23 protein-coding genes are annotated in these 22782 nt (G+C 42.3%); 6 read left to right on the forward strand and 17 right to left on the reverse strand.

The features are described from left to right. Window positions 1–60: 60 nt before the first annotated feature. Window positions 61–1635, reverse strand: coding sequence for a degradosome RNA helicase CshA (gene cshA / locus D8848_RS01485; RefSeq protein WP_119941970.1), 1575 nt, complete (start codon window positions 1633–1635; stop codon window positions 61–63). A 329-nt stretch (window positions 1636–1964) separates the two neighbouring features. On the opposite strand from cshA, the gene D8848_RS01490 reads away from it, so the two are divergent. From D8848_RS01490 to D8848_RS01505, 4 genes are all read left to right on the forward strand, one after another. Further along, entirely contained in the window at window positions 1965–3281 is a 1317-nt protein-coding gene (locus D8848_RS01490) for an FAD-containing oxidoreductase (RefSeq protein ID WP_000958933.1), read from the forward strand. A gap of 98 nt (window positions 3282–3379) precedes the next feature. After that, window positions 3380–4723, forward strand: a complete 1344-nt coding sequence (gene murT / locus D8848_RS01495; RefSeq protein ID WP_125442907.1) for a lipid II isoglutaminyl synthase subunit MurT — start codon at window positions 3380–3382, stop codon at window positions 4721–4723. Then, a complete protein-coding gene (gene gatD / locus D8848_RS01500) occupies window positions 4723–5505 on the forward strand; it encodes a lipid II isoglutaminyl synthase subunit GatD (RefSeq protein ID WP_125442908.1) in 783 nt (260 codons plus the stop codon). The genes murT and gatD overlap by 1 nt, the downstream gene beginning before the upstream one ends. Before the next feature lie 128 nt (window positions 5506–5633). Then, window positions 5634–6716 carry a M24 family metallopeptidase gene (locus D8848_RS01505; RefSeq protein ID WP_125442909.1) on the forward strand — a complete coding sequence of 361 codons (1083 nt, stop codon included), beginning with the start codon at window positions 5634–5636 and terminating at the stop codon, window positions 6714–6716. A gap of 255 nt (window positions 6717–6971) precedes the next feature. Here the strand turns inward: D8848_RS01505 and D8848_RS01510 are convergent, their stop codons facing one another. The 8 genes from D8848_RS01510 to D8848_RS01545 all read right to left on the reverse strand — a co-directional run bounded on the left by D8848_RS01510 (window position 6972) and on the right by D8848_RS01545 (window position 12570). Continuing rightward, window positions 6972–7433 carry an ECF transporter S component gene (locus tag D8848_RS01510; protein WP_125442910.1) on the reverse strand — a complete coding sequence of 154 codons (462 nt, stop codon included), beginning with the start codon at window positions 7431–7433 and terminating at the stop codon, window positions 6972–6974. Further along, entirely contained in the window at window positions 7420–8184 is a 765-nt protein-coding gene (locus tag D8848_RS01515; protein ID WP_125442911.1) for a bifunctional hydroxymethylpyrimidine kinase/phosphomethylpyrimidine kinase, read from the reverse strand. The genes D8848_RS01510 and D8848_RS01515 overlap by 14 nt, the downstream gene beginning before the upstream one ends. Continuing rightward, the gene (gene truA / locus D8848_RS01520; RefSeq protein ID WP_125393447.1) at window positions 8174–8923 is read right to left on the reverse strand and encodes a tRNA pseudouridine(38-40) synthase TruA; all 750 of its coding nucleotides are present in this window, start codon (window positions 8921–8923) and stop codon (window positions 8174–8176) included. The genes D8848_RS01515 and truA overlap by 11 nt, the downstream gene beginning before the upstream one ends. Window positions 8924–9021: 98 nt before the next feature. Further along, the gene (locus D8848_RS01525; protein ID WP_125442912.1) at window positions 9022–10173 is read right to left on the reverse strand and encodes an MFS transporter; all 1152 of its coding nucleotides are present in this window, start codon (window positions 10171–10173) and stop codon (window positions 9022–9024) included. Between the two features lie 124 nt (window positions 10174–10297). After that, entirely contained in the window at window positions 10298–10927 is a 630-nt protein-coding gene (locus D8848_RS01530; RefSeq protein ID WP_125442913.1) for a Pr6Pr family membrane protein, read from the reverse strand. Between the two features lie 2 nt (window positions 10928–10929). Continuing rightward, complete coding sequence (locus D8848_RS01535) at window positions 10930–11268, reverse strand: zinc ribbon domain-containing protein YjdM (protein WP_001061584.1); 339 nt, start codon at window positions 11266–11268, stop codon at window positions 10930–10932. Between the two features lie 130 nt (window positions 11269–11398). Then, entirely contained in the window at window positions 11399–12070 is a 672-nt protein-coding gene (gene cmk / locus D8848_RS01540) for a (d)CMP kinase (RefSeq protein ID WP_125442914.1), read from the reverse strand. Between the two features lie 8 nt (window positions 12071–12078). Further along, the gene (locus D8848_RS01545) at window positions 12079–12570 is read right to left on the reverse strand and encodes an SAG1386/EF1546 family surface-associated protein (protein ID WP_185756834.1); all 492 of its coding nucleotides are present in this window, start codon (window positions 12568–12570) and stop codon (window positions 12079–12081) included. 45 nt (window positions 12571–12615) lie between these two features. On the opposite strand from D8848_RS01545, the gene D8848_RS01550 reads away from it, so the two are divergent. Continuing rightward, window positions 12616–12813, forward strand: coding sequence for a ferredoxin (locus tag D8848_RS01550; RefSeq protein ID WP_173875911.1), 198 nt, complete (start codon window positions 12616–12618; stop codon window positions 12811–12813). A gap of 57 nt (window positions 12814–12870) precedes the next feature. Here D8848_RS01550 and D8848_RS01555 read toward each other — a convergent pair whose 3' ends face one another. The 6 genes from D8848_RS01555 to D8848_RS01590 all read right to left on the reverse strand — a co-directional run bounded on the left by D8848_RS01555 (window position 12871) and on the right by D8848_RS01590 (window position 20174). Beyond that, the gene (locus D8848_RS01555) at window positions 12871–13836 is read right to left on the reverse strand and encodes a glycosyltransferase family 2 protein (protein WP_125442915.1); all 966 of its coding nucleotides are present in this window, start codon (window positions 13834–13836) and stop codon (window positions 12871–12873) included. A gap of 1 nt (window position 13837) precedes the next feature. Next, entirely contained in the window at window positions 13838–14857 is a 1020-nt protein-coding gene (gene galE, locus D8848_RS01560) for a UDP-glucose 4-epimerase GalE (RefSeq protein ID WP_001156540.1), read from the reverse strand. 298 nt (window positions 14858–15155) lie between these two features. Continuing rightward, window positions 15156–16259 (reverse strand): NAD(P)/FAD-dependent oxidoreductase, encoded by a 1104-nt coding sequence (locus tag D8848_RS01575; protein WP_185756835.1) that lies wholly within the window; start codon window positions 16257–16259, stop codon window positions 15156–15158. A 16-nt stretch (window positions 16260–16275) separates the two neighbouring features. Beyond that, complete coding sequence (locus tag D8848_RS01580) at window positions 16276–17073, reverse strand: Nif3-like dinuclear metal center hexameric protein (RefSeq protein WP_070482286.1); 798 nt, start codon at window positions 17071–17073, stop codon at window positions 16276–16278. Then, window positions 17060–17737 (reverse strand): tRNA (adenine(22)-N(1))-methyltransferase, encoded by a 678-nt coding sequence (locus D8848_RS01585; RefSeq protein WP_070482288.1) that lies wholly within the window; start codon window positions 17735–17737, stop codon window positions 17060–17062. The genes D8848_RS01580 and D8848_RS01585 overlap by 14 nt, the downstream gene beginning before the upstream one ends. Window positions 17738–17837: 100 nt before the next feature. Then, window positions 17838–20174 (reverse strand): cation-translocating P-type ATPase, encoded by a 2337-nt coding sequence (locus D8848_RS01590; RefSeq protein ID WP_070482322.1) that lies wholly within the window; start codon window positions 20172–20174, stop codon window positions 17838–17840. 132 nt (window positions 20175–20306) lie between these two features. Here D8848_RS01590 and D8848_RS01595 point away from each other — a divergent pair, with 132 nt between their 5' ends. Beyond that, window positions 20307–21056 carry a lysophospholipid acyltransferase family protein gene (locus tag D8848_RS01595; protein WP_070482290.1) on the forward strand — a complete coding sequence of 250 codons (750 nt, stop codon included), beginning with the start codon at window positions 20307–20309 and terminating at the stop codon, window positions 21054–21056. Window positions 21057–21095: 39 nt separating this feature from the next. On the opposite strand, the gene D8848_RS01600 is transcribed toward D8848_RS01595, so the two are convergent. Together D8848_RS01600 and D8848_RS01605 are read right to left on the reverse strand one after the other, a co-directional pair. Continuing rightward, window positions 21096–21788, reverse strand: a complete 693-nt coding sequence (locus D8848_RS01600; RefSeq protein ID WP_049546486.1) for an alpha/beta hydrolase — start codon at window positions 21786–21788, stop codon at window positions 21096–21098. Then, complete coding sequence (locus D8848_RS01605; protein WP_045611208.1) at window positions 21769–22779, reverse strand: ABC transporter substrate-binding protein; 1011 nt, start codon at window positions 22777–22779, stop codon at window positions 21769–21771. The genes D8848_RS01600 and D8848_RS01605 overlap by 20 nt, the downstream gene beginning before the upstream one ends. Between the last annotated feature and the right edge of the window lie 3 nt (window positions 22780–22782).

The following is a 22782-nucleotide window of genomic DNA, read 5'->3' on the forward strand; positions in this document are numbered from 1 at the left end:
TCTTTCTTTTCCATTCGGTCTCCTTATATAAAAAAGCGATTCATTTTGAACCGCTTTTTCTTATTTATCGCCCTTGTTACGAATAACAAAGCCTGTTTGCTTTTCGCTTGAAGTATTGCGTGGTTTTTTATTATCCTTACGGTAACGTTTTTCCTTATCAAAACGATCATTGCCACGACTTCCTTTTTTGAAATCATCACGACGACCACCACGACGGTTGTCTCCACGGCGATTATCACGACGGTCATCTCCACGACGACCTCCCTTAGCTTTACCACCGAAGCCATTACCTGATGGTTTAAATGGCAGTGGTTTTTCACGTGCAATCTCCACTTCAGGAAGACTATCTGGGTCTTGGACTGTCAGACTCAAAATATACATTGCCAATTCTTCTGGAGTAAATTCGGCAGCTAGCTTACGAGCATCCTTACCAAATTTCTCAAAGTTGGCACGGATAGTCTCATCTGCAAAATCACGTTCAATTTTCTTGAGAGCTACCTGTTTTTTAGCTTGGAAGGCTTCTTCTGCACTTGCAGGTTTGAGACCTTTCATGCGTTTCTTAGTCAAGTTTTCAATGATTTGGAGGTAGCCCATTTCATTTGGTGATACGAAAGTAATAGACTGACCTGACTTACCAGCACGACCTGTACGACCGATACGGTGAACATAACTTTCAGGATCTTGTGGAATATCGTAGTTATAGACATGGGTCACACCTGAAATATCCAACCCACGTGCTGCAACGTCTGTCGCAACCAAAACATCAAGATTGCCATTTTTAAAGTCACGAAGGACACGAAGACGTTTGTTTTGGTCTAGGTCTCCATGAATTCCTTCTGCACGGAAGCCACGGATTTTCAAACCACGAGTCAATTCATCCACACGACGTTTGGTACGACCAAATACGATAGCAAGCTCAGGCTGTTCCACATCCATGAGACGAGTCATGGTATCAAATTTTTCTTGCTCTTTAACTCGGATATAGTATTGGTCAACCAATTCTGTTGTTAATTCCTTAGCAGCAATCTTCACATGCTCAGGTTCTTTCATAAACTGAACACCGATACGTTTGATGGCATCTGGCATAGTTGCTGAGAAAAGTAAGGTTTGACGGCTTTCAGGAACACGGGAGATGATAGCTTCAATATCTTCAAGGAAGCCCATGTTGAGCATTTCATCCGCTTCGTCAAGGATAAGAGTTTCAATATCTTGTAATTTCAAGGCCTTGCGTTTAATCAAGTCCAAGAGGCGACCAGGTGTTCCCACCACGATATGGGCACCAGATTTAAGAGCCTTAATTTGCTTTTCAATGCTTGATCCGCCATATACTGAACGGACTTTGACTCCCTTACTACGACCAAAGCGGAAGAGTTCTTCTTGACTTTGGACAGCTAGTTCACGAGTTGGAGCGATGACCAAGGCTTGGATAGTTGCTTCTTCTGTACGAATTTTTTCAAGAGTTGGCAAACCAAAAGCCGCAGTTTTTCCCGTACCAGTCTGAGCTTGACCGATAACGTCCTTGCCTTCAAGGGCCAAGGGAATGGTTTGTTCTTGGATCGGACTGGCTTCTACAAAACCAGCTTTTTCAATCTCTGCTAGCAAATCAGCAGACAAGTTTAATTCATTAAATTTCACGATATTCTTCTTTCTAAAGGTGGTGCGAAGCCACCCTATAGGGCTTAGTTTATACTTTTCTTTTTATGACGTATTTTCATATACTGGATATAAAATCGTGTTGCTTCTTTTCCACAAAAGAAAAGTACTGTTTTCTTTGCAACCTATCTAGTATAACACAAGAGAGAAGCAAAAGATAGCCCAATCCATCGATAATATCATGTAAACGATTTTTCTGAGAAAGTAAGGCTATAATTTCCACTATTTCATAAACTTTTTTAAAGCGTAGCAGAATTGTGCAAAAGTTTTTTTCTTGTGCTAGAATGAAAATCGAATAGGAGGAACTCTAAATGTTAACTTATGATTTAATCGTTATCGGATTTGGTAAAGCTGGTAAAACACTAGCTGGTAAATTGGCTTCAGCTGGCAAAAAAGTTGCTCTCGTTGAACGTAGCAAAGCTATGTACGGTGGAACTTGTATCAACATCGGATGTATCCCAACTAAGACTTTGCTAGTTGCTGCTGAGAAAGACTTGTCTTTTGAAGAAGTTATTGCTACCAAAAACACTATCACTGGTCGCCTCAACGGTAAAAACTATGCTACTGTTGCTGGTACAGGCGTAGATATCTTTGATGCGGAAGCTCACTTCCTTTCAAATAAAGTCATCGAAATCCAAGCTGGTGATGAAAAGAAAGAACTGACTGCTGAAACAATCGTCATCAACACTGGTGCTGTTTCAAACGTCTTGCCAATCCCTGGACTTGCTACAAGCAAAAACGTCTTTGACTCAACAGGTATCCAAAACTTGGACAAATTACCTGAAAACCTTGGAGTCCTTGGTGGTGGAAATATCGGTCTTGAATTTGCCGGCCTTTACAACAAACTTGGAAGCAAGGTCACAGTCCTAGATGCCTTGGATACTTTCCTTCCTCGTGCAGAACCTTCCATCGCAGCTCTTGCTAAACAATACATGGAAGAAGACGGTATTGAATTGCTTCAAAATATCCGTACTACTGAAATTAAAAATGACGGTGACCAAGTGCTTGTCGTAACTGAAAATGAAACTTACCGTTTCGATGCCCTTCTTTACGCAACTGGACGCAAACCAAATGTAGAACCACTTCAACTTGAAAATACAGATATTGAACTAACTGAACGTGGTGCTATTAAAGTGGACAAACATTGTCAAACAAACGTTCCTGGTGTCTTTGCAGTTGGAGATGTCAACGGTGGCCTTCAATTTACTTACATTTCACTTGATGACTTCCGTGTTGTTTACAGCTACCTTGCTGGAGATGGTAGCTACACGCTTGAAGACCGTCTCAATGTACCAAACACCATGTTTATCACACCTGCCCTTTCACAAGTCGGTTTGACTGAAAGCCAAGCAGCTGATTTGAAACTTCCATACGCCGTTAAGGAAATCCCTGTTGCTGCGATGCCTCGTGGTCATGTAAATGGCGACCTTCGCGGAGCTTTCAAAGCTGTTGTGAATACTGAAACAAAAGAAATTCTCGGTGCAAGCATCTTCTCAGAAGGTTCTCAAGAAATCATCAATATCATCACTGTTGCTATGGACAACAAGATTCCTTACACTTACTTCACAAAACAAATCTTCACTCACCCAACCTTGGCTGAGAACTTGAATGACTTGTTTGCGATTTAAGTTGAGATTTAATCGTATCGAACAGCCCTCTTTGGGCTGTTTTTACTTCTGCGAAATCTCAAATCTGTCTTTTCCCTCTTTTATGATATAATAGAAACATGAAATTAAAAACTACTTTGGGCCTCCTAGCTGGGCGCTCTTCCCACTTCATTTTAAGCCGTCTTGGCCGTGGAAGTACGCTCCCAGGAAAAGTCGCCCTTCAATTTGATAAAGATATTTTACAAAACCTTGCTAAGAACTACGAGATTGTCGTGGTCACTGGAACCAACGGAAAAACCCTGACAACTGCCCTCACTGTCGGCATTTTAAAAGAGGTTTATGGTCAAGTTCTGACCAACCCAAGCGGTGCCAACATGATTACAGGAATTGCGACAACCTTCTTAACCGCCAAGGGTTCTAAAACTGGGAAAAACATTGCCGTACTAGAAATTGACGAAGCCAGTCTATCTCGTATCTGTGACTATATCCAGCCAAGCCTTTTTGTCATCACTAATATCTTCCGTGACCAGATGGACCGCTATGGTGAGATTTACACAACTTATAAGATGATTTTGGATGCTATTCGTAAGGTACCTACGGCTACTGTTCTCCTCAATGGTGACAGTCCGCTTTTCTACAAGCCAGCAATTCCAAATCCTGTACAGTATTTTGGTTTTGACTTGGAAAAAGGCCCAGCCCAGCTGGCTCACTATAATACAGAAGGAATTCTCTGTCCTGACTGCCAAGGTATCCTCAAATATGAGCAGAATACCTATGCAAACTTGGGTGCCTATATCTGTGAAGGCTGTGGATGTAAACGTCCTGATCTCGACTATCGCTTGACAGAACTGGTTGAGTTAACCAACAATCGCTCTCGCTTTGTCATTGACGGACAAGAATACGGTATCCAAATCGGTGGTCTCTACAATATCTACAACGCCCTAGCTGCGGTTGCCATCGCCCGTTTTCTCGGCGCAGATTCACAACTCATCAAGCAAGGATTTGATAAGAGCCGTGCAGTCTTTGGACGCCAAGAAACCTTCCATATAGGTGACAAGGAATGCACCCTTGTCTTGATTAAAAATCCAGTCGGTGCAACCCAAGCTATCGAAATGATCAAACTAGCACCTTATCCATTTAGCCTATCTGTCCTCCTTAACGCTAACTATGCAGACGGTATTGACACAAGCTGGATTTGGGATGCGGACTTTGAACAAATCACTGATATGGACATTCCTGAAATCAACGCTGGTGGTGTCCGTCATTCTGAAATCGCTCGTCGTCTACGAGTAACAGGCTATCCAGCTGATAAAATCACTGAAACAAGTAGTCTGGAACAAGTTCTTAAGACCATTGAGAACCAAGACTGCAAGCATGCTTATATTCTGGCTACCTATACTGCTATGCTTGAATTCCGCGAACTGCTGGCTAGTCGTCAGATTGTTAGAAAGGAGATGAACTAATGGTTTATACTTCACTTTCCTCAAAAGATGGCATTTACCCTTATCAGCTCAACATTGCCCACCTCTATGGAAATCTCATGAATACTTATGGGGATAATGGAAACATCCTCATGCTCAAGTATGTGGCTGAAAAGCTGGGAGCCCATGTGACCGTTGACATCGTTTCTCTCCATGATGACTTTGACGAAAATCACTACGACATCGCCTTTTTCGGTGGCGGTCAAGACTTTGAACAAAGTATTATTGCAGACGACCTACCTGCTAAAAAAGAGAGCATTGACAACTACATCCAAAACGACGGTGTGGTTCTGGCTATCTGCGGTGGTTTCCAACTATTGGGTCAATATTATGTTGAAGCTTCAGGGAGACGTATCGAAGGGCTAGGTGTCATGGGCCACTACACGCTCAACCAGACCAATAACCGTTTTATCGGGGACATCAAGATTCATAATGAAGATTTCGATGAAACCTACTACGGATTTGAGAATCATCAGGGCCGCACCTTCCTCTCAGATGATCAAAAACCACTGGGACAGGTTGTCTATGGAAATGGAAACAACGAGGAAAAAGTCGGCGAAGGGGTTCATTATAAGAATGTCTTTGGTTCCTACTTCCACGGACCTATCCTATCTCGTAATGCCAATCTAGCTTATCGCCTAGTCACTACTGCCCTCAAGAAGAAATATGGTCAGGACATCCAACTCCCTGCCTATGAGGACATTCTCAGCCAAGAAATCGCTGAGGAATACAGCGACGTCAAAAGCAAAGCTGACTTTTCTTAAACAAAGTGAAACTATATCAAAGAACCCCGTTATCTTGTCGGAGTTCTTTTTTGTCTTTTCTTTTACCCTTCTCCCTTGCATTTTCTCTCATTTTTTGCCAAAATAGAGGGGTAGAAAGAAGGTAGCATATGTCTAAATTACAACAAATCGTAACATATCTTGAAACTGAAAAACTAGACGTCGCTGTCGTATCTGACCCCGTCACAATCAATTACCTCACTGGCTTTTACAGTGATCCCCATGAACGCCAAATGTTCCTTTTTGTCCTAGCGGATCAGGAACCTCTCCTCTTTGTCCCAGCCCTTGAGGTTGAGCGTGCAAGCAGCACTGTTTCCTTCCCAGTTGTGGGCTATGTGGACTCTGAAAATCCATGGCAAAAAATGAAACATGCTCTTCCACAACTTGACTTCAAACGTGTCGCTGTTGAGTTTGACAATCTCATCTTGACAAAATATCATGGTTTAAAAACCGTTTTTGAAACTGCTGAGTTTGAAAACCTCACACCTCGTATCCAACGCATGCGCCTCATCAAATCAGCTGATGAAGTGCAAAAAATGATGGTTGCAGGTCTCTATGCGGACAAGGCTGTTAATGTTGGATTTGACAATATTTCTCTTGATAAGACTGAGACAGATATCATCGCCCAAATTGACTTTGCTATGAAGCGTGAAGGTTATGAAATGAGTTTTGATACCATGGTCTTGACTGGTGATAATGCTGCAAATCCACACGGTATTCCAGCAGCAAACAAGGTTGAAAATGACGCCCTTCTCCTCTTTGACCTGGGTGTTCTAGTCAACGGCTATGCTTCAGATATGACCCGTACAGTCGCTGTCGGTAAACCTGACCAATTCAAGAAAGACATTTACAACTTGACTCTGGAAGCCCAACAAGCTGCTCTTGACTTTATCAAACCAGGTGTGACTGCCCATGAAGTGGACCGCGCTGCCCGTGAGGTCATCGAAAAATCTGGTTACGGTGAGTACTTCAACCACCGTCTTGGTCATGGTATCGGTATGGATGTCCACGAATTCCCATCTATCATGGAAGGAAACGACATGGTCATCGAAGAAGGCATGTGCTTCTCTGTTGAACCAGGTATCTATATCCCTGGTAAAGTCGGTGTTCGTATTGAAGACTGTGGTGTTGTTACCAAAGATGGCTTTGACCTCTTTACAAACACTAGCAAAGACTTGCTTTATTTTGATTAATATTCATCTAATACTCAATGAAAATCAAAGAGCAAACTAGGAAACTAGCCGCAGGCTGCTCAAAACACTGTTTTGAGGTTGTAGATGGAACTGATGTAGTCAGTATCCTACACATACGGAAAGGCGACGTTGACGCGGTTTGAAGAGATTTTCGAAGAGTATAAAATCTTCCCACAATAAAACGCATAGTATCAAGTTTTTTCAGCACCTGATATTATGCGTTTTTCTGATTTTTAAAACTTTTCTCCAGCTTCTTTACTTAATCTTCTTGATACTTTGACTAAGGATAAATCCTACAATCATCCCTACCATATTTTGCATGAAATTTGGTAAGATTTCTGGTAGGGCTGCTGCCCAGCCATTCATCAAAGTAGAACCCAAGGCGTAACCCCCTACCATGGCAATTGTTGCTAAGATAAGGCCTAGCCACTGACCTTTTCCTTTAAATCCTGCGAAAAATCCCTGCAAACCATGGTTAACCAAGCTAAAGAACATCCACTGAGGATAACCTGATAAGAGGTCAATCAAGAAACCTGCTAGTCCTCCGACTACAGCCCCTTCGCGACTACCAAAGTAAAAGGCCGTAAAGAAGACACCTGCATCTAAAAGAGTTAGAATTCCTGTCGGTGTTGGGATTTTTAAGAAATAACCTAGAACCACAGAGAGGGCGGTTAATAGGGATACAAGGGCAATTTTAGTTGTTTTAGTTTGCTTCATATTGTCTTACTCCATACTGATCTGCTTGTGCAATCGCACGATAAACGAAAGCCTTAGAGCTTTCTACTGCTGGTAAAAGTTCATCACCTTTGACTAGATGACTGGCAATGCTAGAAGCAAAGGTACAACCTGCGCCAGCATTTTGACCTTGAATGACGGGATTTTCTAGGACTGTAAAGGTTTGTCCATCATAAAAGACATCTACAGCCTTATCCTGACTAAGGCGATTGCCTCCCTTGATAATGACTGCTGGCGCTCCTAAGTCATGCAATTTCTGCGCTGCAGCTTTCATATCTTCCAAGGTTTTGATTTCCTGACCTGCCAATAATTCTGCTTCAGGAAGATTAGGCGTAATCACACTGACATAAGGGAAAAAACGAATCAGTTCTTGACAGAGTTCACTTACAGCTACGTCGTGTGTTTCCTTGCAGACCAAGACAGGGTCCAATACCACAGGAACTCCTGGGCGTTGCTTGATAAAGTCCAAAGTCTTCTCAGCTACGCTGACAGTTGGTAAAAGACCAATCTTAATCCCCCCAAACTCCACATCACGCAAGCTATCTAATTCATGTTGAAAAATGCTATCGTCAGTTGGAAAGACTTCAAAGCCCTTTTCTGTTAAGGCTGTCAAACAAGTCACTGCTACAAAGCCATGCAAGCCGTTCAAGGTATAAGTAGCCAAATCAGCGGACAAACCACCACCACTAAAAATATCATTTCCAGAAAGGGCTAAAATACGATTATTCTTCATAACGAATCTCCTTTAAATACAAACCATTAGGTGCTGCAGTGGGACCTGCAAGTTGCCTGTCCTTTTTCTCCAAAATCAGGTCAATCTGCTCTACTGGCATGCGATTATTGCCGATTTTGAGCAGTGTCCCCACCATATTGCGAATCTGCTTATACAAGAAACCATTTCCTGAAAAGGTAAAGGTCAAAAACTGACCTGTCTCATCAACTGCTAAACTAGCTTCTGTGATGGTGCGAACCTTATCCTCTACACTAGTCCCAGAGGCTGTAAAACCGGTAAAATCATGGGTTCCCTCTAACTTTTTGATTGCAATCTGCATGCGTTCCACATCGAGTGGATAGGGAAAGTGAGTGGCATAGTGACGGCGCATAGGATTCTTGGGACGTCCTCTATCCACAATAAACTCATAGGTCTTGCTATGCTTAGCATAACGGCAATGAAAATCATCCGCCACAAGCTCAATCGAAATCACATCAATATCTTCAGGGGACTGAGTGTCTAGAGCAAAACGGAGCTTCTCCTCATCCATCTGATAAGGTAGGTCAAAATGAAGCACCTGTCCCAAAGCATGAACCCCACTATCTGTCCTACCAGCACCGTGAACAGTAATGGCTTGCCCTTTATTTAACTTGGTCAAGGTTTTTTCAATTTCTTCCTGAACACTACGCGCATGAGACTGGCGCTGAAAACCAGCAAAGGCGTAACCATCATAGGAAATAGTTGCTTTATATCTTGTCATAACTTCTATTTTATCAAGAAAATAATCTGTAAACAAGGGTCTAAAATAAATATTGTATGGGTACAAAAATCCCGAAAGAAAAACTTAGGAAACCAATCCTAAGCTCTCTTTTGAAGTAGGTACATGACAAAGATAGAGGTTACAATCAACCATGAGCCTAAAATGGCAAAGACCAACATGCCATTGTGAGTTAGTAACCCAATTGCACCTAGAACAAATGGGGTCGTAAAGGCTCCGAAACTACAGCCTAATACAGCAAATGAAGTCGCTTGATTGAGGAGTTTAGCTGGAATTCGTTCAGAGACCAGTTGAAAGACCGTCGTCAAGGCGACACTATAGGCAAAACCAGCCAGAATACTCCCTGCCACTACCACCCACAAGGATGGAGACAAGGCAATCACAATTTGCCCTAAGCCAAAGGTAATACCTGACCAGAGGAGCAATTTCTCTTTAAAGATAGAAATCAAGAAAGAAAAACTCACACCAGCCACAATCCCGATTAACTGCATGACACTAAGAACAAAACTAGATAACTGGGCATCTCCAAGTCCTCTTTCCACCATCAAACTTGGAATACGGATGGTAATAGCTGTATTGGTACAAACTACAACTGCCGCTTCGATAGCTAGGATAAAAATCAAGCCTTTCATTTCTTGAGTTAAGCGACTTGCTTCCTTCGTTTTTTTCTTGACTTCTTTCTTTTCTTTTCCATAAGGTACAAAGAGCAGATAAAGGGTCAGAACTAAAAATCCAGCACTATAAGCTAAGAAAGTAGCTGTCCAACCAAAGGCCAACAATTGGCCGACTGCCAAGGTAATGAGAGAAGCCCCAACAACCTCTGCAGAACCACGTAGCCCTAACATCTGAATTCGCGTTTTCCCTTGATAACGCTCACTGATGATAGAAATAGCCTTGGCATTGATCATCCCAACTCCCAAACCAAAAAGAATCCGTGTTCCAAATACAAAAGGATAGGCTTGATACCAAAAGGGTGATGTTCCACTCAGTGATAAAATCAGCAATCCCAAACTAATCTGTAAACGCTCAGGAAATATTTTTTCTAAGAAACCATTTAGTAGTAACATAATCATGATTCCAAAGGAAGGCAAGCTCGCCAAGAGCTCAATTTGTTCCTTAGGATATCCTTGATAATAGTCAAACATAGCTGGCAGGGCACTCGAGATGGAAAAGGATGTAATCAAAACGAGGGAGAGAGCCAAAATACTGGCCCGTTCTAAAAATTGTTTCATGAAATCTCTTTCTATATTTCTCTTAATCTTCTACTTTTTTGATAGTTATCAAACAAGCAAGAAAAGAAGAAGCCTCTTTGGTGTACAGACTCCTTCTTAAACTCGAAAATGAATCCCTTGTGTCTTAGGATGACTTTCTCTTGATTTGCTTAATAAAGTAGAAGATAAATCCAGCCACCATATAGGCAACAAAGATAATCAGACACCACTTGAACACGACATCCCACCCCTTGTTCACATTCAAAAAGAAGTAAGGGAAGGGACTGACCTTAGAATTAGGAACATCAAGTTTCAGTACCAAGCCATTAAAAAGAGCAAAAATCATATAAAGCAAGGGTAAAATCGTCCACACAATTGGATCCCAAATCTTGTATTGACCCTGTTTGTCAAAAAAGAGGGTATCCGCTAAAAACCAAAGGGGAACGATATAGTGACAAAGGAAATTTTCTAGGGTATAGAAATTAGTCGCAATAGGCGCTAAGAGGAAATGGTAAATCACACAGGTAATCATGATACTCATGGTGACCCCACCTTTTAAGCGCAAGAGACTTGATCTTTGCCAGTTTACACCTAAACGGCTCATAACCTTTAGGAGATAGAGCGTAAAAATCGCGACTAAGAGGTTGGACAGAACCGTGTAATAGAGAAGCATCCCAAATCCACCATGCTTGGCGATTTCAAGATAAACTCCCGTAAAAGCCGCTAGAAACAAGAAGATACGGCTATAAAATGTAAGTTTGTAGTTCTTTGACATGCTTAAATTTTCTTCACAAACTCTGATTTGAGTTTCATGGCACCGAAACCATCGATTTTACAGTCGATATTGTGGTCGCCTTCTACGATGCGGATATTTTTCACGCGCGTCCCTTGTTTCAAATCTTTTGGCGCACCTTTTACTTTCAAGTCCTTGATTAGAGTGACTGTATCACCGTCAGCCAATTTATTTCCGTTGGCATCGATAGCAACAAGGCCCTCTTCTACATCTGCAACTTCAGCAGGATTCCACTCATGAGCACACTCTGGGCAAACCAGTAGGGCACCGTCTTCGTAGACATACTCTGAGTTACATTTTGGGCAATTTGGTAGGTTGTTCATGGTTTCTCCTTATCATCATTCACTATTCTTTGAAAATCAAAATTTCTCGAACAGCAACTATTATACCTTAAATTCAGCATTTTGACAAATTTAGAAAAAAACCGATATCAATCTATCGGCTTTTCTACATTTACATTCTTTTTTCAGCTTCTGCTTTGATTTTTTCAACTACTTCTTGAATGTTCAAACCAGTTGTGTCAAGGTAGACAGCATCCTCTGCTTGTTTGAGAGGTGAAGTCTCACGATGGCTATCCTTGTAGTCACGCGCAGCAATTTCCTCTTTTAGGGTTTCAAGGTCTGTCTCAATTCCCTTGGCAATATTTTCCTTGTAACGGCGCTCTGCTCGTTCATCAACAGAAGCTACTAAGAAAATTTTCAGTTCTGCTTGTGGTAATACAACCGTTCCAATATCGCGACCGTCCATGACAATCCCACCTTGCTGGGCAATCTCTTGTTGGAGAGAAACTAGTTTCTCACGTACTTCAGGAATTGCTGCAATAGCCGAAACATGATTGGTCACTTCATTTTCACGAATAGGATGAGTAATGTCCACATCTCCTACAAAGACAAGTTGTTCTCCAGTTTCTGAGCGCCCAAAGCTGATTGGATGCTGGTCCAATAAGGCTAAAAGTTCCTCAATCTCTTCCACTCCTAACTGGTGTTTCAGAGCCATATAGGTCGCCGCACGATACATGGCACCTGTATCTAGATAGGTGTAACCAAAATCCTTAGCAATAATCTTTGCGACCGTACTCTTACCACTTGAAGCTGGACCGTCAATAGCAATTTGAATTGTTTTCATATCAACTCCTATTTGATTTTGACAACATCACCTGGATTAGCAAACCAAGATCCTGTAGCCATATGCCCAGGATTCAAAGTCTCTAACTGAGCAATCGAGATTCCTGCACGAGCAGCAATGGCTGCTTCTCCTTCTCCAGCCATAACTTTTGTAGTTCCTTCTGGATCATTTGGATGTTCTGAGCTACTAGATGACTCTTCTACCTTATCCTCTGAACTAGAAGATGCCTGCTCTGAACTACTACTAGAAGTAGAAGAAACTTGCTCTACTTTTGTATCTGAATCGTGAAAATCTTTCAAGGCTGCCGTGCGATTACTCCCACCCGATGAAAGATAGATAAGAACAATAATCATCACGACTACAATCACAAAGAAAATACTTGCTAAAATAGTCAAGATACGATTAGCCAGCACTCCTCCACCTTGTTCTCTCTTACGACGTTCTGATCTTGTTTCTTCTTGATTCTCATAAATATCTTCTTGCCACGGTTCTTTTGCCATACCTTACTCCTTGTTTTTTTTTACTTTTCTTATTACAATATAAATATGAAAATCACACTTATACCTGAACGCTGCATCGCCTGTGGGCTTTGCCAAACTTATTCTGAATTATTTGATTACCACGATAATGGAATCGTGCGTTTTTACGATAACCCTGACCAACTAGAAAAAGAAATTTCTCCTAGCCAGGACGTCGTAGAAGCTGTTAGAAACTGTCCGACACGTGCCTTGATTAAAGATTAATTCTAATATCGACAAGAACGTTCCACTCCTTCTAGTTTAGCATATTTCCATGCAAAATTATAGTCTTTTCTCTTTATTTTTTTCTGTAAAATCAGGAAGGTCACTTTTTTCTTTGACGAGATAAAGTGGTCTTTTTTTAGTCTCTAGATAAATCTTACTGATATACTTGCCGAGAATCCCAATGGTCAAGAGTTGAATCCCACCAAGGAAGAGAATAACAGCCATCAGAGAGGTCCAACCTGATGTCGGATTGCCCAAAATGAGAGTCCGAACCACAACAAAAAAGGTCATAAGCAGAGAAATAAAACAAGATAGGAGACCAGCCACAAAGGCGATAATCAAGGGAAAATCTGAAAAGTTAACAATCCCTTCAATAGAGTAGAAAAAGAGTTGCCTAAAACTCCAACTGGTCTTGCCAGCCTGCCTTTCGACATTTGGATAGTCCAGATAGTGAGTTTTAAAGCCTACCCAGGCAAAGAGCCCCTTTGAAAAACGATTGGACTCGGTCAGGCTTAAAATGGCATCCACTACAGATCTTCTCATCATGCGAAAATCACGGACACCTGACGGCAAGGCTACTGGACTAATTTTTTTCATGAAGCCATAAAAGAGATTAGCACAAAAACTGCGAAAGAAGGGTTCCCCCTCTCGACTAATTCTCCGTGTCCCAACACAGTCCAAGCCTGTATTCTGGTCTAGTAAGGCTTTCATCTCAAGCAACATACTAGGAGGATCTTGGAGGTCTGCATCCATCACCACCACTAGATCTCCTGTCGCATATTGCAAGCCTGCATAAAGGGCTGCTTCTTTGCCGAAATTTCGCGAGAAAGAAATATAATGAACTGCCGGATTTTGCTCCCGATAGGTCTTTAAGAGTTCCAAGGTCCCATCACTTGATCCATCGTCGACAAAGACATACTCGATTTCTGTTTCCAAATCTGGAAGTAAAGCTTCCAAAGCCTGATAAAAAAGAGGAAGTACTTCCTCTTCGTTTAAACAGGGGACAATGATTGATATCACCATCTTAGTCTTCAAATCCATTTGGATGCTTGCTTTGCCAACGCCATGCGTCTTCACACATTTGGGTGATGCCGAGTTCTGCTTCCCAGCCCAGTTCTGCTTTGGCTTTTGCAGGATCTGAATAGCAGGCTGCGATATCCCCTGGGCGACGGTCGACAATGCGGTAAGGAATTGGTCGTCCCACTGCTTTTTCCATATTTTGGATAATTTCAAGAACTGAGTAGCCTTTACCTGTTCCAAGGTTATAAACGTTTAGACCTGAACCTTTTTGGATTTTTTTCAGAGCTGCAACGTGACCTTTGGCCAAATCGACAACGTGGATATAGTCACGAACACCAGTTCCATCTTCTGTATCGTAATCGTCTCCAAACACTTGCACTTGCTCTAATTTTCCAACGGCTACTTGCGTCACATATGGCAAGAGGTTGTTTGGAATACCGTTTGGATTTTCTCCCAAATCACCACTCTCATGGGCTCCGATTGGGTTGAAGTAACGAAGTAAGACCACATTCCATTCTGAGTCTGCCTTGTAGATATCCGTTAAAATTTCCTCTAGCATAAGCTTGGTGCGGCCATATGGATTGGTCACTGAAAGTGGGAAATCTTCCAAGATTGGCACTGTATGAGGATCTCCGTAAACTGTCGCAGAAGAACTGAAAATAATGTTTTTACAGTTGTTTTCTTCCATGACCTTCAAAAGACTAACAGTTCCAGCGATATTGTTGTCATAGTAGGCAAGAGGAATACGGGTAGATTCACCAACAGCCTTCAAACCAGCAAAGTGAATGACCCCTGTTGGTTCTTCTTGCTTGAAAATATCACGAAGAGTATCTGTATCACGGATATCTGCCTCATAAAACGGAATTTCAACTCCTGTGATTCTTTCAACAACTTCTAAACTTTTTCTGTTACTATTCACAAGGTTATCCACCACAACAACTTGATGACCTGCTTGGATTAACTCAATAACAGTGTGGGTTCCGATAAAACCTGCTCCGCCCGTTACTAAAATCTTTTCTTGCATCTTCTTTCCTCGATTCTCGGATTATTTTTTCTTATTTTACCATTTTTGATAGGGAATGTCATTTGCCATCCTAGAGGGTAGGATAAAATTTCAGTAAAATGCTTATACTCTTCGAAAATCTCTTCAAACCACGTCAACGTCGCCTTGCCATATATATGTTACTGACTTCGTCAGTTCTATCCACAACCTCAAAGCAGTGCTTTGAGCTAACTTCGTCAGTTCTATCCACAATCTCAAAGCAGTGCTTTGAGCAGCCTGCAGCTAGTTTCCTAGTTTGTTCTTTGATTTTCATTGAGTATTATTCGCTTTTTACTCGTTTGATATAGTTCTCAATTGGGTAGTTTGCTGGGTCTAGGGTCAACTCCTTGTCTTGGATCAGTTGAGCTAGATGGTAACCGATAATAGGGCCGGTTGTGAGGCCTGATGAACCTAGTCCACTAGCAGCATAGACACCTGCCAATTCTGGCACCTGCCCAAAGAAAGGTGAGAAATCACTAGTGTAGGCACGGATTCCCACACGCTCAGCTCTTGAAATCGCTACTGCCAAGACTGGATAGTGAGGCAAGGCTGCCTCCTCCATTTGTTTAAGCAAGGTTTCATCTACCGTAAAATCAAATCCCATGTCATTTTCATGAGTAGCTCCTAGGGATAATTTCCCACCTGCAAAAGGAATCAAATCCCACTCCCCTTCTGGCATAACAACAGGGTAAGCTTCCATGTCTTGGGCAAGTTGATAATCTCGGAGTTGCCCCTTTTGGGGACGAACATCTACTTCATAACCTAAAGGCTCTAACAGGTGTCCCAACCAAGCTCCCGTCGCCAAAATAAGCTGATCAAACACCTCTTCGTCAATCTGGTAACCTGATGCTAAAGGTGTCAGAGTTACTTTCTCTTTGACCAGCTTGACCTGACTGGCTTCTAGTAAACGAGTCACTAAGAGTTGACCATCTACTCTCGCTCCACCAGAAGCATAGAGCAGTTGGTCAAATCCCTGCAAACCAGGGAATAATTCATTTGCTGATGCTTGGTCCAGAATGGCTAATTGCCCTATCAAGGGAGATTCTTCTCTGCGCTGGAGGGCTAGTTCATAGAGTTCTTCCAACTTAGTTTCATCCTTCTTCAGGAGAAAGACTCCCGAACGCTGGTAAAAGTCAATTTCTTGTCCCGACTTCTCTAAATCAGCTAATAAATCCACATAAAAGTCAGCCCCCAAGCGCGCCATTTTGTACCAGGCCTTATTGCGGCGTTTTGAAAACCAAGGACTGATAATTCCTGCTGCGGCCTTGGTAGCCTGACCTTGTCCATGATCAAAGACGGTCACCTCTAGGTCACTTTCTTTAGAGAGGTAGTAGGCAGCTGTTGCACCTACAATCCCTGCTCCGATAATGGCAACTTTTTTCATTATTTTCACTTTCTAACTAGATATGATGGAAAGGATTGGTCGATGCTTGACTAGGTAAGATATCAATAGTCCAGCCTTTTTCCTCTTTCCATTGATTAAGAAGCTCTGCAATTTTTTCTACAAAAAGCACTTCGATATAGTGACCTGGGTCCAAGGCTAGCAAACCATCAGATAACATATCCTGAGCAGTATGGTAATAAATATCACCAGTGATATAGACATCTGCCCCTTTTGCCAAAGCATCCTTATAGAATGACTGCCCGCTTCCACCACAGATGGCCACTCTTGAAATAGGCTTCTGCAAATTAGTCTCTTGATAATGCACCATTCGAAGACTATCTAGGCCAAATACTTGCTTGACATGTTGAGCCAATTCCCCAAATGTCTGAGGCTGAATATTGCCAATACGTCCAATTCCACGTCCAGGACCTGTCTCCTGCAGATAAGTCGTCTCCTCAATGCCTAGCATCTGGCAGAACCAGTCATTGAGGCCATTTTCAACGATGTCAATATTGGTATGGCTGACATAAACTGCGATGTCATGCTTGATGAGATCAATGTAAATCTGATTTTGCGGACGACTAGATACCAAGTCCTTGATAGGACGGAAAATCGGCGCGTGCTTGGCAATAATCAAGTCCACACCCTTTTCAATGGCTTCAGCCACCGTTTCTTCACGAATATCCAGAGTCACCATGACCCTTTGGATATCCTTGTCCAAAGTGCCAATTTGCAGACCACGACTGTCTCCCTCCATGGAAAATTCCTGAGGGCAAAAGGCTTCATACACGTTAATCACTTCACTTGCTAGCATGTAGAACCTCCTTGATGGCTTGAATTTTATCTACTAGAACTTGACGTTCCTCCAGATTTTTTTCTGGGATTTGTCCGAGGGCAAACTCTAGCTTAACAGCTTCTTTTTGCCATTTTTGGACAAAGACTGGACTGATCTCTTTGGACAAGAAAGGTCCAAAGCGAACATCACTGGCTGATAGTTTCATTTGTCCTGCTTTCACCACCAAAATCTCGTAAAACTTGCCAGCCTCTTCTAAGATACTTTCAGCTACAATCTGAAATTCGTTCTCTTGTAGCCAGATACGCAAGTCGTCTTCACGATTATTGGGTTGGAGGATTAAACGTTCTACATTAGCTAACTTGTCCAAGCCTTCTTCTAAAATCCTAGCAATCAAACGACCACCCATGCCAGCAATGGTAATGACCGATACCTGATCTGCCTCTTCAAAGGCTGCCAAGCCATTGGCTAAACGAACCTGGATTTTCTCCTTTAGGCCGTGAGCTTCAACATTTTTGACAGCAGACTGATAAGGTCCCTCCACCACCTCACCTGCAATGGCACTTTTGATTTGGCCTCTTTCGACCAACTCGATAGGCAGATAAGCATGATCACTTCCCACATCTAGCAAAATTGCTCCCTGTGGCACAAAGGAAGCCACTAATTCTAATCTCTTTGAAATCATCTTCTCTCACTTTCCAAACTCTGTTACCTCTTATTATACCACATTTCAGCTGGCAATCTTGTACCTAAAAAGACCGCAATCCACAGATTGCAGCCTTTCTTTATTTTCTAGCTTGGTAGCGACTGGTCAAAATGAAAATCACGGTAAAGACCAACATCATGACACCATAAACAGGTAATGTTTGTCCTGTTAAGGTTGAAATTTCAAGCAGTTTTTGAATTCTTGGGAAGAGAGCTGTGGCTAGGAAGCCTCCTACTGACCAAACAATCAAGAGGACACGCCATAGGGTAAATGGCATGCAGGCTCTAAATACAGATAAGAAACCAATTGACCCCAAGAGATAATAGAGTAGAGTTGAAATTTCTAACTCAGACCAACCTTGGCTACTTCCAAATATTTTCACAAAAAGAACGCTGAACACAACCATGAGAGCACTTGGTAGAGCACGAAGCATGGATCTTCTGAGGAAGTTTGGCTCGACAGGCTTGATATTTCTTTCAAAAGTCAGAACGAATGGTGGGAAACCTTCCACAAACTGGTCAATCATGGTAATCTGGATCGGAATGAATGGGAAAATCAAGATCCATTCAGACCGTCCCATAAGAGCACTGGCAATACAGATGACCGCTAACAGGAAGGAATAGATGGTCTTTATCAAGAAAATCGGAGCGATGTGGGCAATGTTATTGACCACACGACGACCTTCAAAGAGAATCTCAGGAACATCATTAAAGTCAGAGTTCAAGAGAACCAGATTGGCAATCTGACGAGTCGCTGGATCTCCCTCAGCCATCACGATAGAGCAATCCGCCTCACGAAGAGCCAGGATATCATTAACTCCATCCCCTGTCATAGCTGTTATATGCCCCGCTTTTTTCAGTGTTTGGATGATGAGTTTCTTTTGATGAGGGGAAACACGTCCGAAAATGGCAGTCTCCTCCGACATAGCAATCAATTCCTCATCCGTGATTTTCGAGCAATCTACATAACTGTCATAGTCTGCAAAACCAGCCTTCTGGGCAATACTGGACACAGTGACTGGATTATCACCAGAGATAATCTTGAGCCCCACTTCCTGAGAACGGAGATAGTCCAGTGTCTCTGCTGCTCCCTCCCGAATGGGGTCCAAGATTTCCAGCAAGGCTAGAGCCTGAATATCAGATGGTTTTTGTGGTTTGTGATGGTCTAATTTCTCCTGACTGAGAGCTAAGACCAAGACACGTGAACCTCTCTCCAAGGCCTCTCTGGCTTCTGGTACTTCAGAGTCCAACAACATCTCAGGCGCCCCTAAGAAAACTGTCCCTAGCCCTTCCAACTCCATAGCCCCCCACTTGCGGTCGCTTGAGAAAGGCAGATTGGAAATCATAGGGTAGGCTACTTCTCCCACAAAACGCTGGCGAATGGCTTGAGCTGTTGGATTTTTATCCTCACTATGGGCCATGTAACTAGTCAGGATACTGGCAATAGCCTCTTCACTATAAGTTTCCGTCAGTGGAAGAACAGCCTCCACCTGCATCTTTCCTTGGGTGATGGTGCCCGTCTTGTCCAAACAGAGCATATCCACGCGCGCCAAGGTCTCAACAGAGTACATCTCCTGCACCAAGACCTTTTTCAAGCCCAACTTAATCACTGCAGTCAAGAGCGAAGTAATGGTCAAAAGGGCAATTCCCTTGGGCAACATTCCCAAAAGGGCTGTCGACGAATTTACAACGGATGACTTGAGGGGCAAGCCTTTTAACATCAAAGCTTCTAACAAGAGAGCCAGACCAAAGGGAATGATAATCTTCCCCGTAAAACCGGCTAACTTATCCAGCGATTTCATGATACGGGAGTTGATTGGTTTCACTGTCTTGGCTTCCAGCATGAGTTTGGCAGCATAGTTGTCAGCTCCGACATGGTGGACTTGAGCCAAAACTGACCCACTGGCTAAGAAACTTCCAGACAAAAGCAAGGCATCAACTTCCTTTTGCACCAAATCACTTTCCCCCGTCAACATGGCTTCATTGACTTCTGCAAATCCTTCTAGAACCAAGGCATCACTAGGAATCTGCTCCCCAGCAGACAAACGAATGACATCTCCTAGCACCAATTCTTCAGGATTCAGAGCTACTTCCTTGCCATCACGAATGGTTTTGACCTTTTCCTTGGTCATGAGATTGAGCTTATCCACCATGTGTTTAGCCCGCAGCTCGGTCACAATACCAGAAAAAGCGTTAAAGCAGATAACAGCAAAAAAGACCAAATTGCTCCAAGCCTGCACAAAGGCAAGGGCCAAAGCAATGGCAAAGTTCAAAGCGTTAAAAAGGGTAAAGACATTTCGTTTAACGATTTGCCAAGTGCTAGTACTGGCCGATGCAGTAAAATCATTGACCAAGCCCTTAGCCTGTCTTTCCTTGACATCTCTTTGGGTTAATCCCATAATCTTATTTTTATCCATAAATTCTATCATATCATTTTTTTTAACAGAATTCTAATCTCACCCCAAATATGCACCTAGTCAAGGGAAAAGTTTGCCAGCCCTCCTTTGATAAGGTATAATAATAACAAGAAAATAATCGAAGGAGATCGCATGTTTTATACTTATTTACGTGGATTGGTTGTCTTGCTCCTATGGTCCATCAATGGCAATGCCCACTATCATAATACTGATAAAATTCCTAATCAAGATGAAAATTATATTTTGGTTGCGCCTCACCGCACTTGGTGGGATCCAGTTTACATGGCCTTTGCGACCAAGCCAAAACAATTTATCTTTATGGCCAAAAAAGAACTCTTTGCCAACCGTATATTTGGTTGGTGGATTCGTATGTGCGGTGCTTTTCCTATCGACCGTGAAAATCCTAGCGCCTCAGCCATCAAATACCCTATCAACGTCCTTAAAAAAAGTGATCGCTCTCTCATCATGTTTCCAAGTGGGAGCCGTCACTCAAACGATGTAAAAGGTGGCGTAGCTCTGATTGCCAAAATGGCCAAGGTCCGTATCATGCCGGTTACCTACACAGGTCCCATGACCTTGAAAGGCTTGGTTAGCCGTGAGCGTGTCGATATGAACTTTGGAAATCCAATCGATATCTCAGATATCAAGAAAATGAATGATGAAGGCATTGAAACAGTCGCCAATCGCATTCAAGCAGAATTCCAACGTTTGGACCAAGAAACGAAACAATGGCACAATGATAAAAAACCAAACCCACTCTGGTGGTTTATCCGCATCCCTGCTCTCATCCTTGCCATTATCCTCGCTATCCTAACCATCATCTTTAGCTTCATCGCAAGCTTTATCTGGAATCCAGATAAGAAAAGAGAAAAACTTAGTTAAATACAACAATCCCTTGGCAAAAGCCAAGGGATAAATCTTTTATTCGATTTTCCATTTTTGAGCCAACCAGCTAGAAAAAGCTAGAAATCGTTCAGCTACTTGTTCATGGTGCCCATAAGGATCAAAGACAAATTGACCGTTCGGATAGCGTTTCTGAAGACTGGTATGGATCTGCTCAGCATAGACTGGTGCTTGAGCCAAGCGATTGCTATGATTGATTCCTTCTGTTTGACCGTTCTGTAAATACAGCAAACAGTCCAAATTTTTCACATTTTCTTCCTTGCAGTAAGTCACAAAATCAGGATACCAAAAGGAACCGCAGATCGAAAAGACACAGGAAACCTTGTCAAAGCTGAAAAGACTGTAGACTGCCGCCAAACCACCTAGTGAGTAGCCTCCATAAGCAAGGCGAGTTTCGTCCAGGCGATAAAGCGACTGCAACTTGTCTAAAAGACCTTCGAACAAATGATCATGATAGACCTTGGCCTGACCTCCAAAATCTGGAGCCCCATCTCTCAGAGCAGATGCCTTCCAGGGAGTGTAATCGTCTAAGCGATTTTTAGAGGTCAAGCCCACTAAAATCACAGATTCGGAAAGGGACGATAGGAAATCCAAGTTTCCATCATTCAATAAAATAGCCGGATAGGTTTGATTGGGGTCGTAGTTAGAGGGAAGGCTGATTTTGACTTGAATTCCTTCCCAATCAAACTCATTATTTATTGATAAAGTCATTGATTTTCTCAAGGGAATCAATCACTGATGGACCATAGTCCATCAATTCATCGTAAGAGATGGTCATGATTTTTTGATTCTTAATAGCAGGAACGCTTTCCAAAACAGCATTTGCCTTCATCAACTCTACTGCTTTTTCATCCAATTTTTTATTACGATCGCTGGTTACATAGATAATCAATTCAGGATCCATTGACACGAGATTTTCCAAGGTCAAGCCTGATGTCCCCGTAGCAACGTTTGTATAACCAAGTTGGTTCAACAAACTTTCTTGCAAAGCAGACTTGTAGGCACCGAAGGTTTGATCATTATAAGCAACCATAATCAAAGCCTTTTTCTTTTCACCTTGGCTTGCTGGATTTGCTTTCTTAACAGCGTCAATTTTAGTTTGTAATTGGGCTGCGTATTCATTGGATTTTTCCTGAACATTAAAAATCATTCCAAGATTTTTGACATCTTCTACGATATTCCCCAAATCTTGCTGAATTGTTGAGAGAGAAGCTTTTTGAGTATAAACTGGGATTTTGTTTTCATTCCAAGTGCTAACTGTCCCCAAGGATTTTTCAGAAAACATCATGTTTCGCCCCATCACAGCGTCTGGCTCATAAGAAAGAACTGTTTCTTGTGAGACTGTTTTTTTATCTCCAATTTGAGGAATCGTCGCGATCGCGTCCTTGTATTTGTCCGTCACAGCATTATCAGGATTAAGCATGCCAGCAATTTTATCCTTCAACCCTAACTCCAATAAGATTTCAGTGGTTGAAAGATTGTTTGTAATAACTTTTTCAGGTGCCTTGTCAAAAACTTGTTCGACTTCATTCCCTTTCGCGTCATAGGTTTTGACCGTTAGTGGATAAGTCGTCTCTGCTTTAGCCTTTTGACTTGTTTCTGTGCTAGGTTGTGTGGTAGCTTTTTCTGTAGTAGTATTGCCACAAGCTGCCAAAGTTAAGGTAGCTACTGTTACGAGTAAAATGCTTAGTGTTTTTTTCATATT

Origin of the sequence: Streptococcus mitis (assembly GCF_003942775.1) — a bacterium.
In the GTDB taxonomy this organism is placed as follows: domain Bacteria; phylum Bacillota; class Bacilli; order Lactobacillales; family Streptococcaceae; genus Streptococcus; species Streptococcus mitis_CN.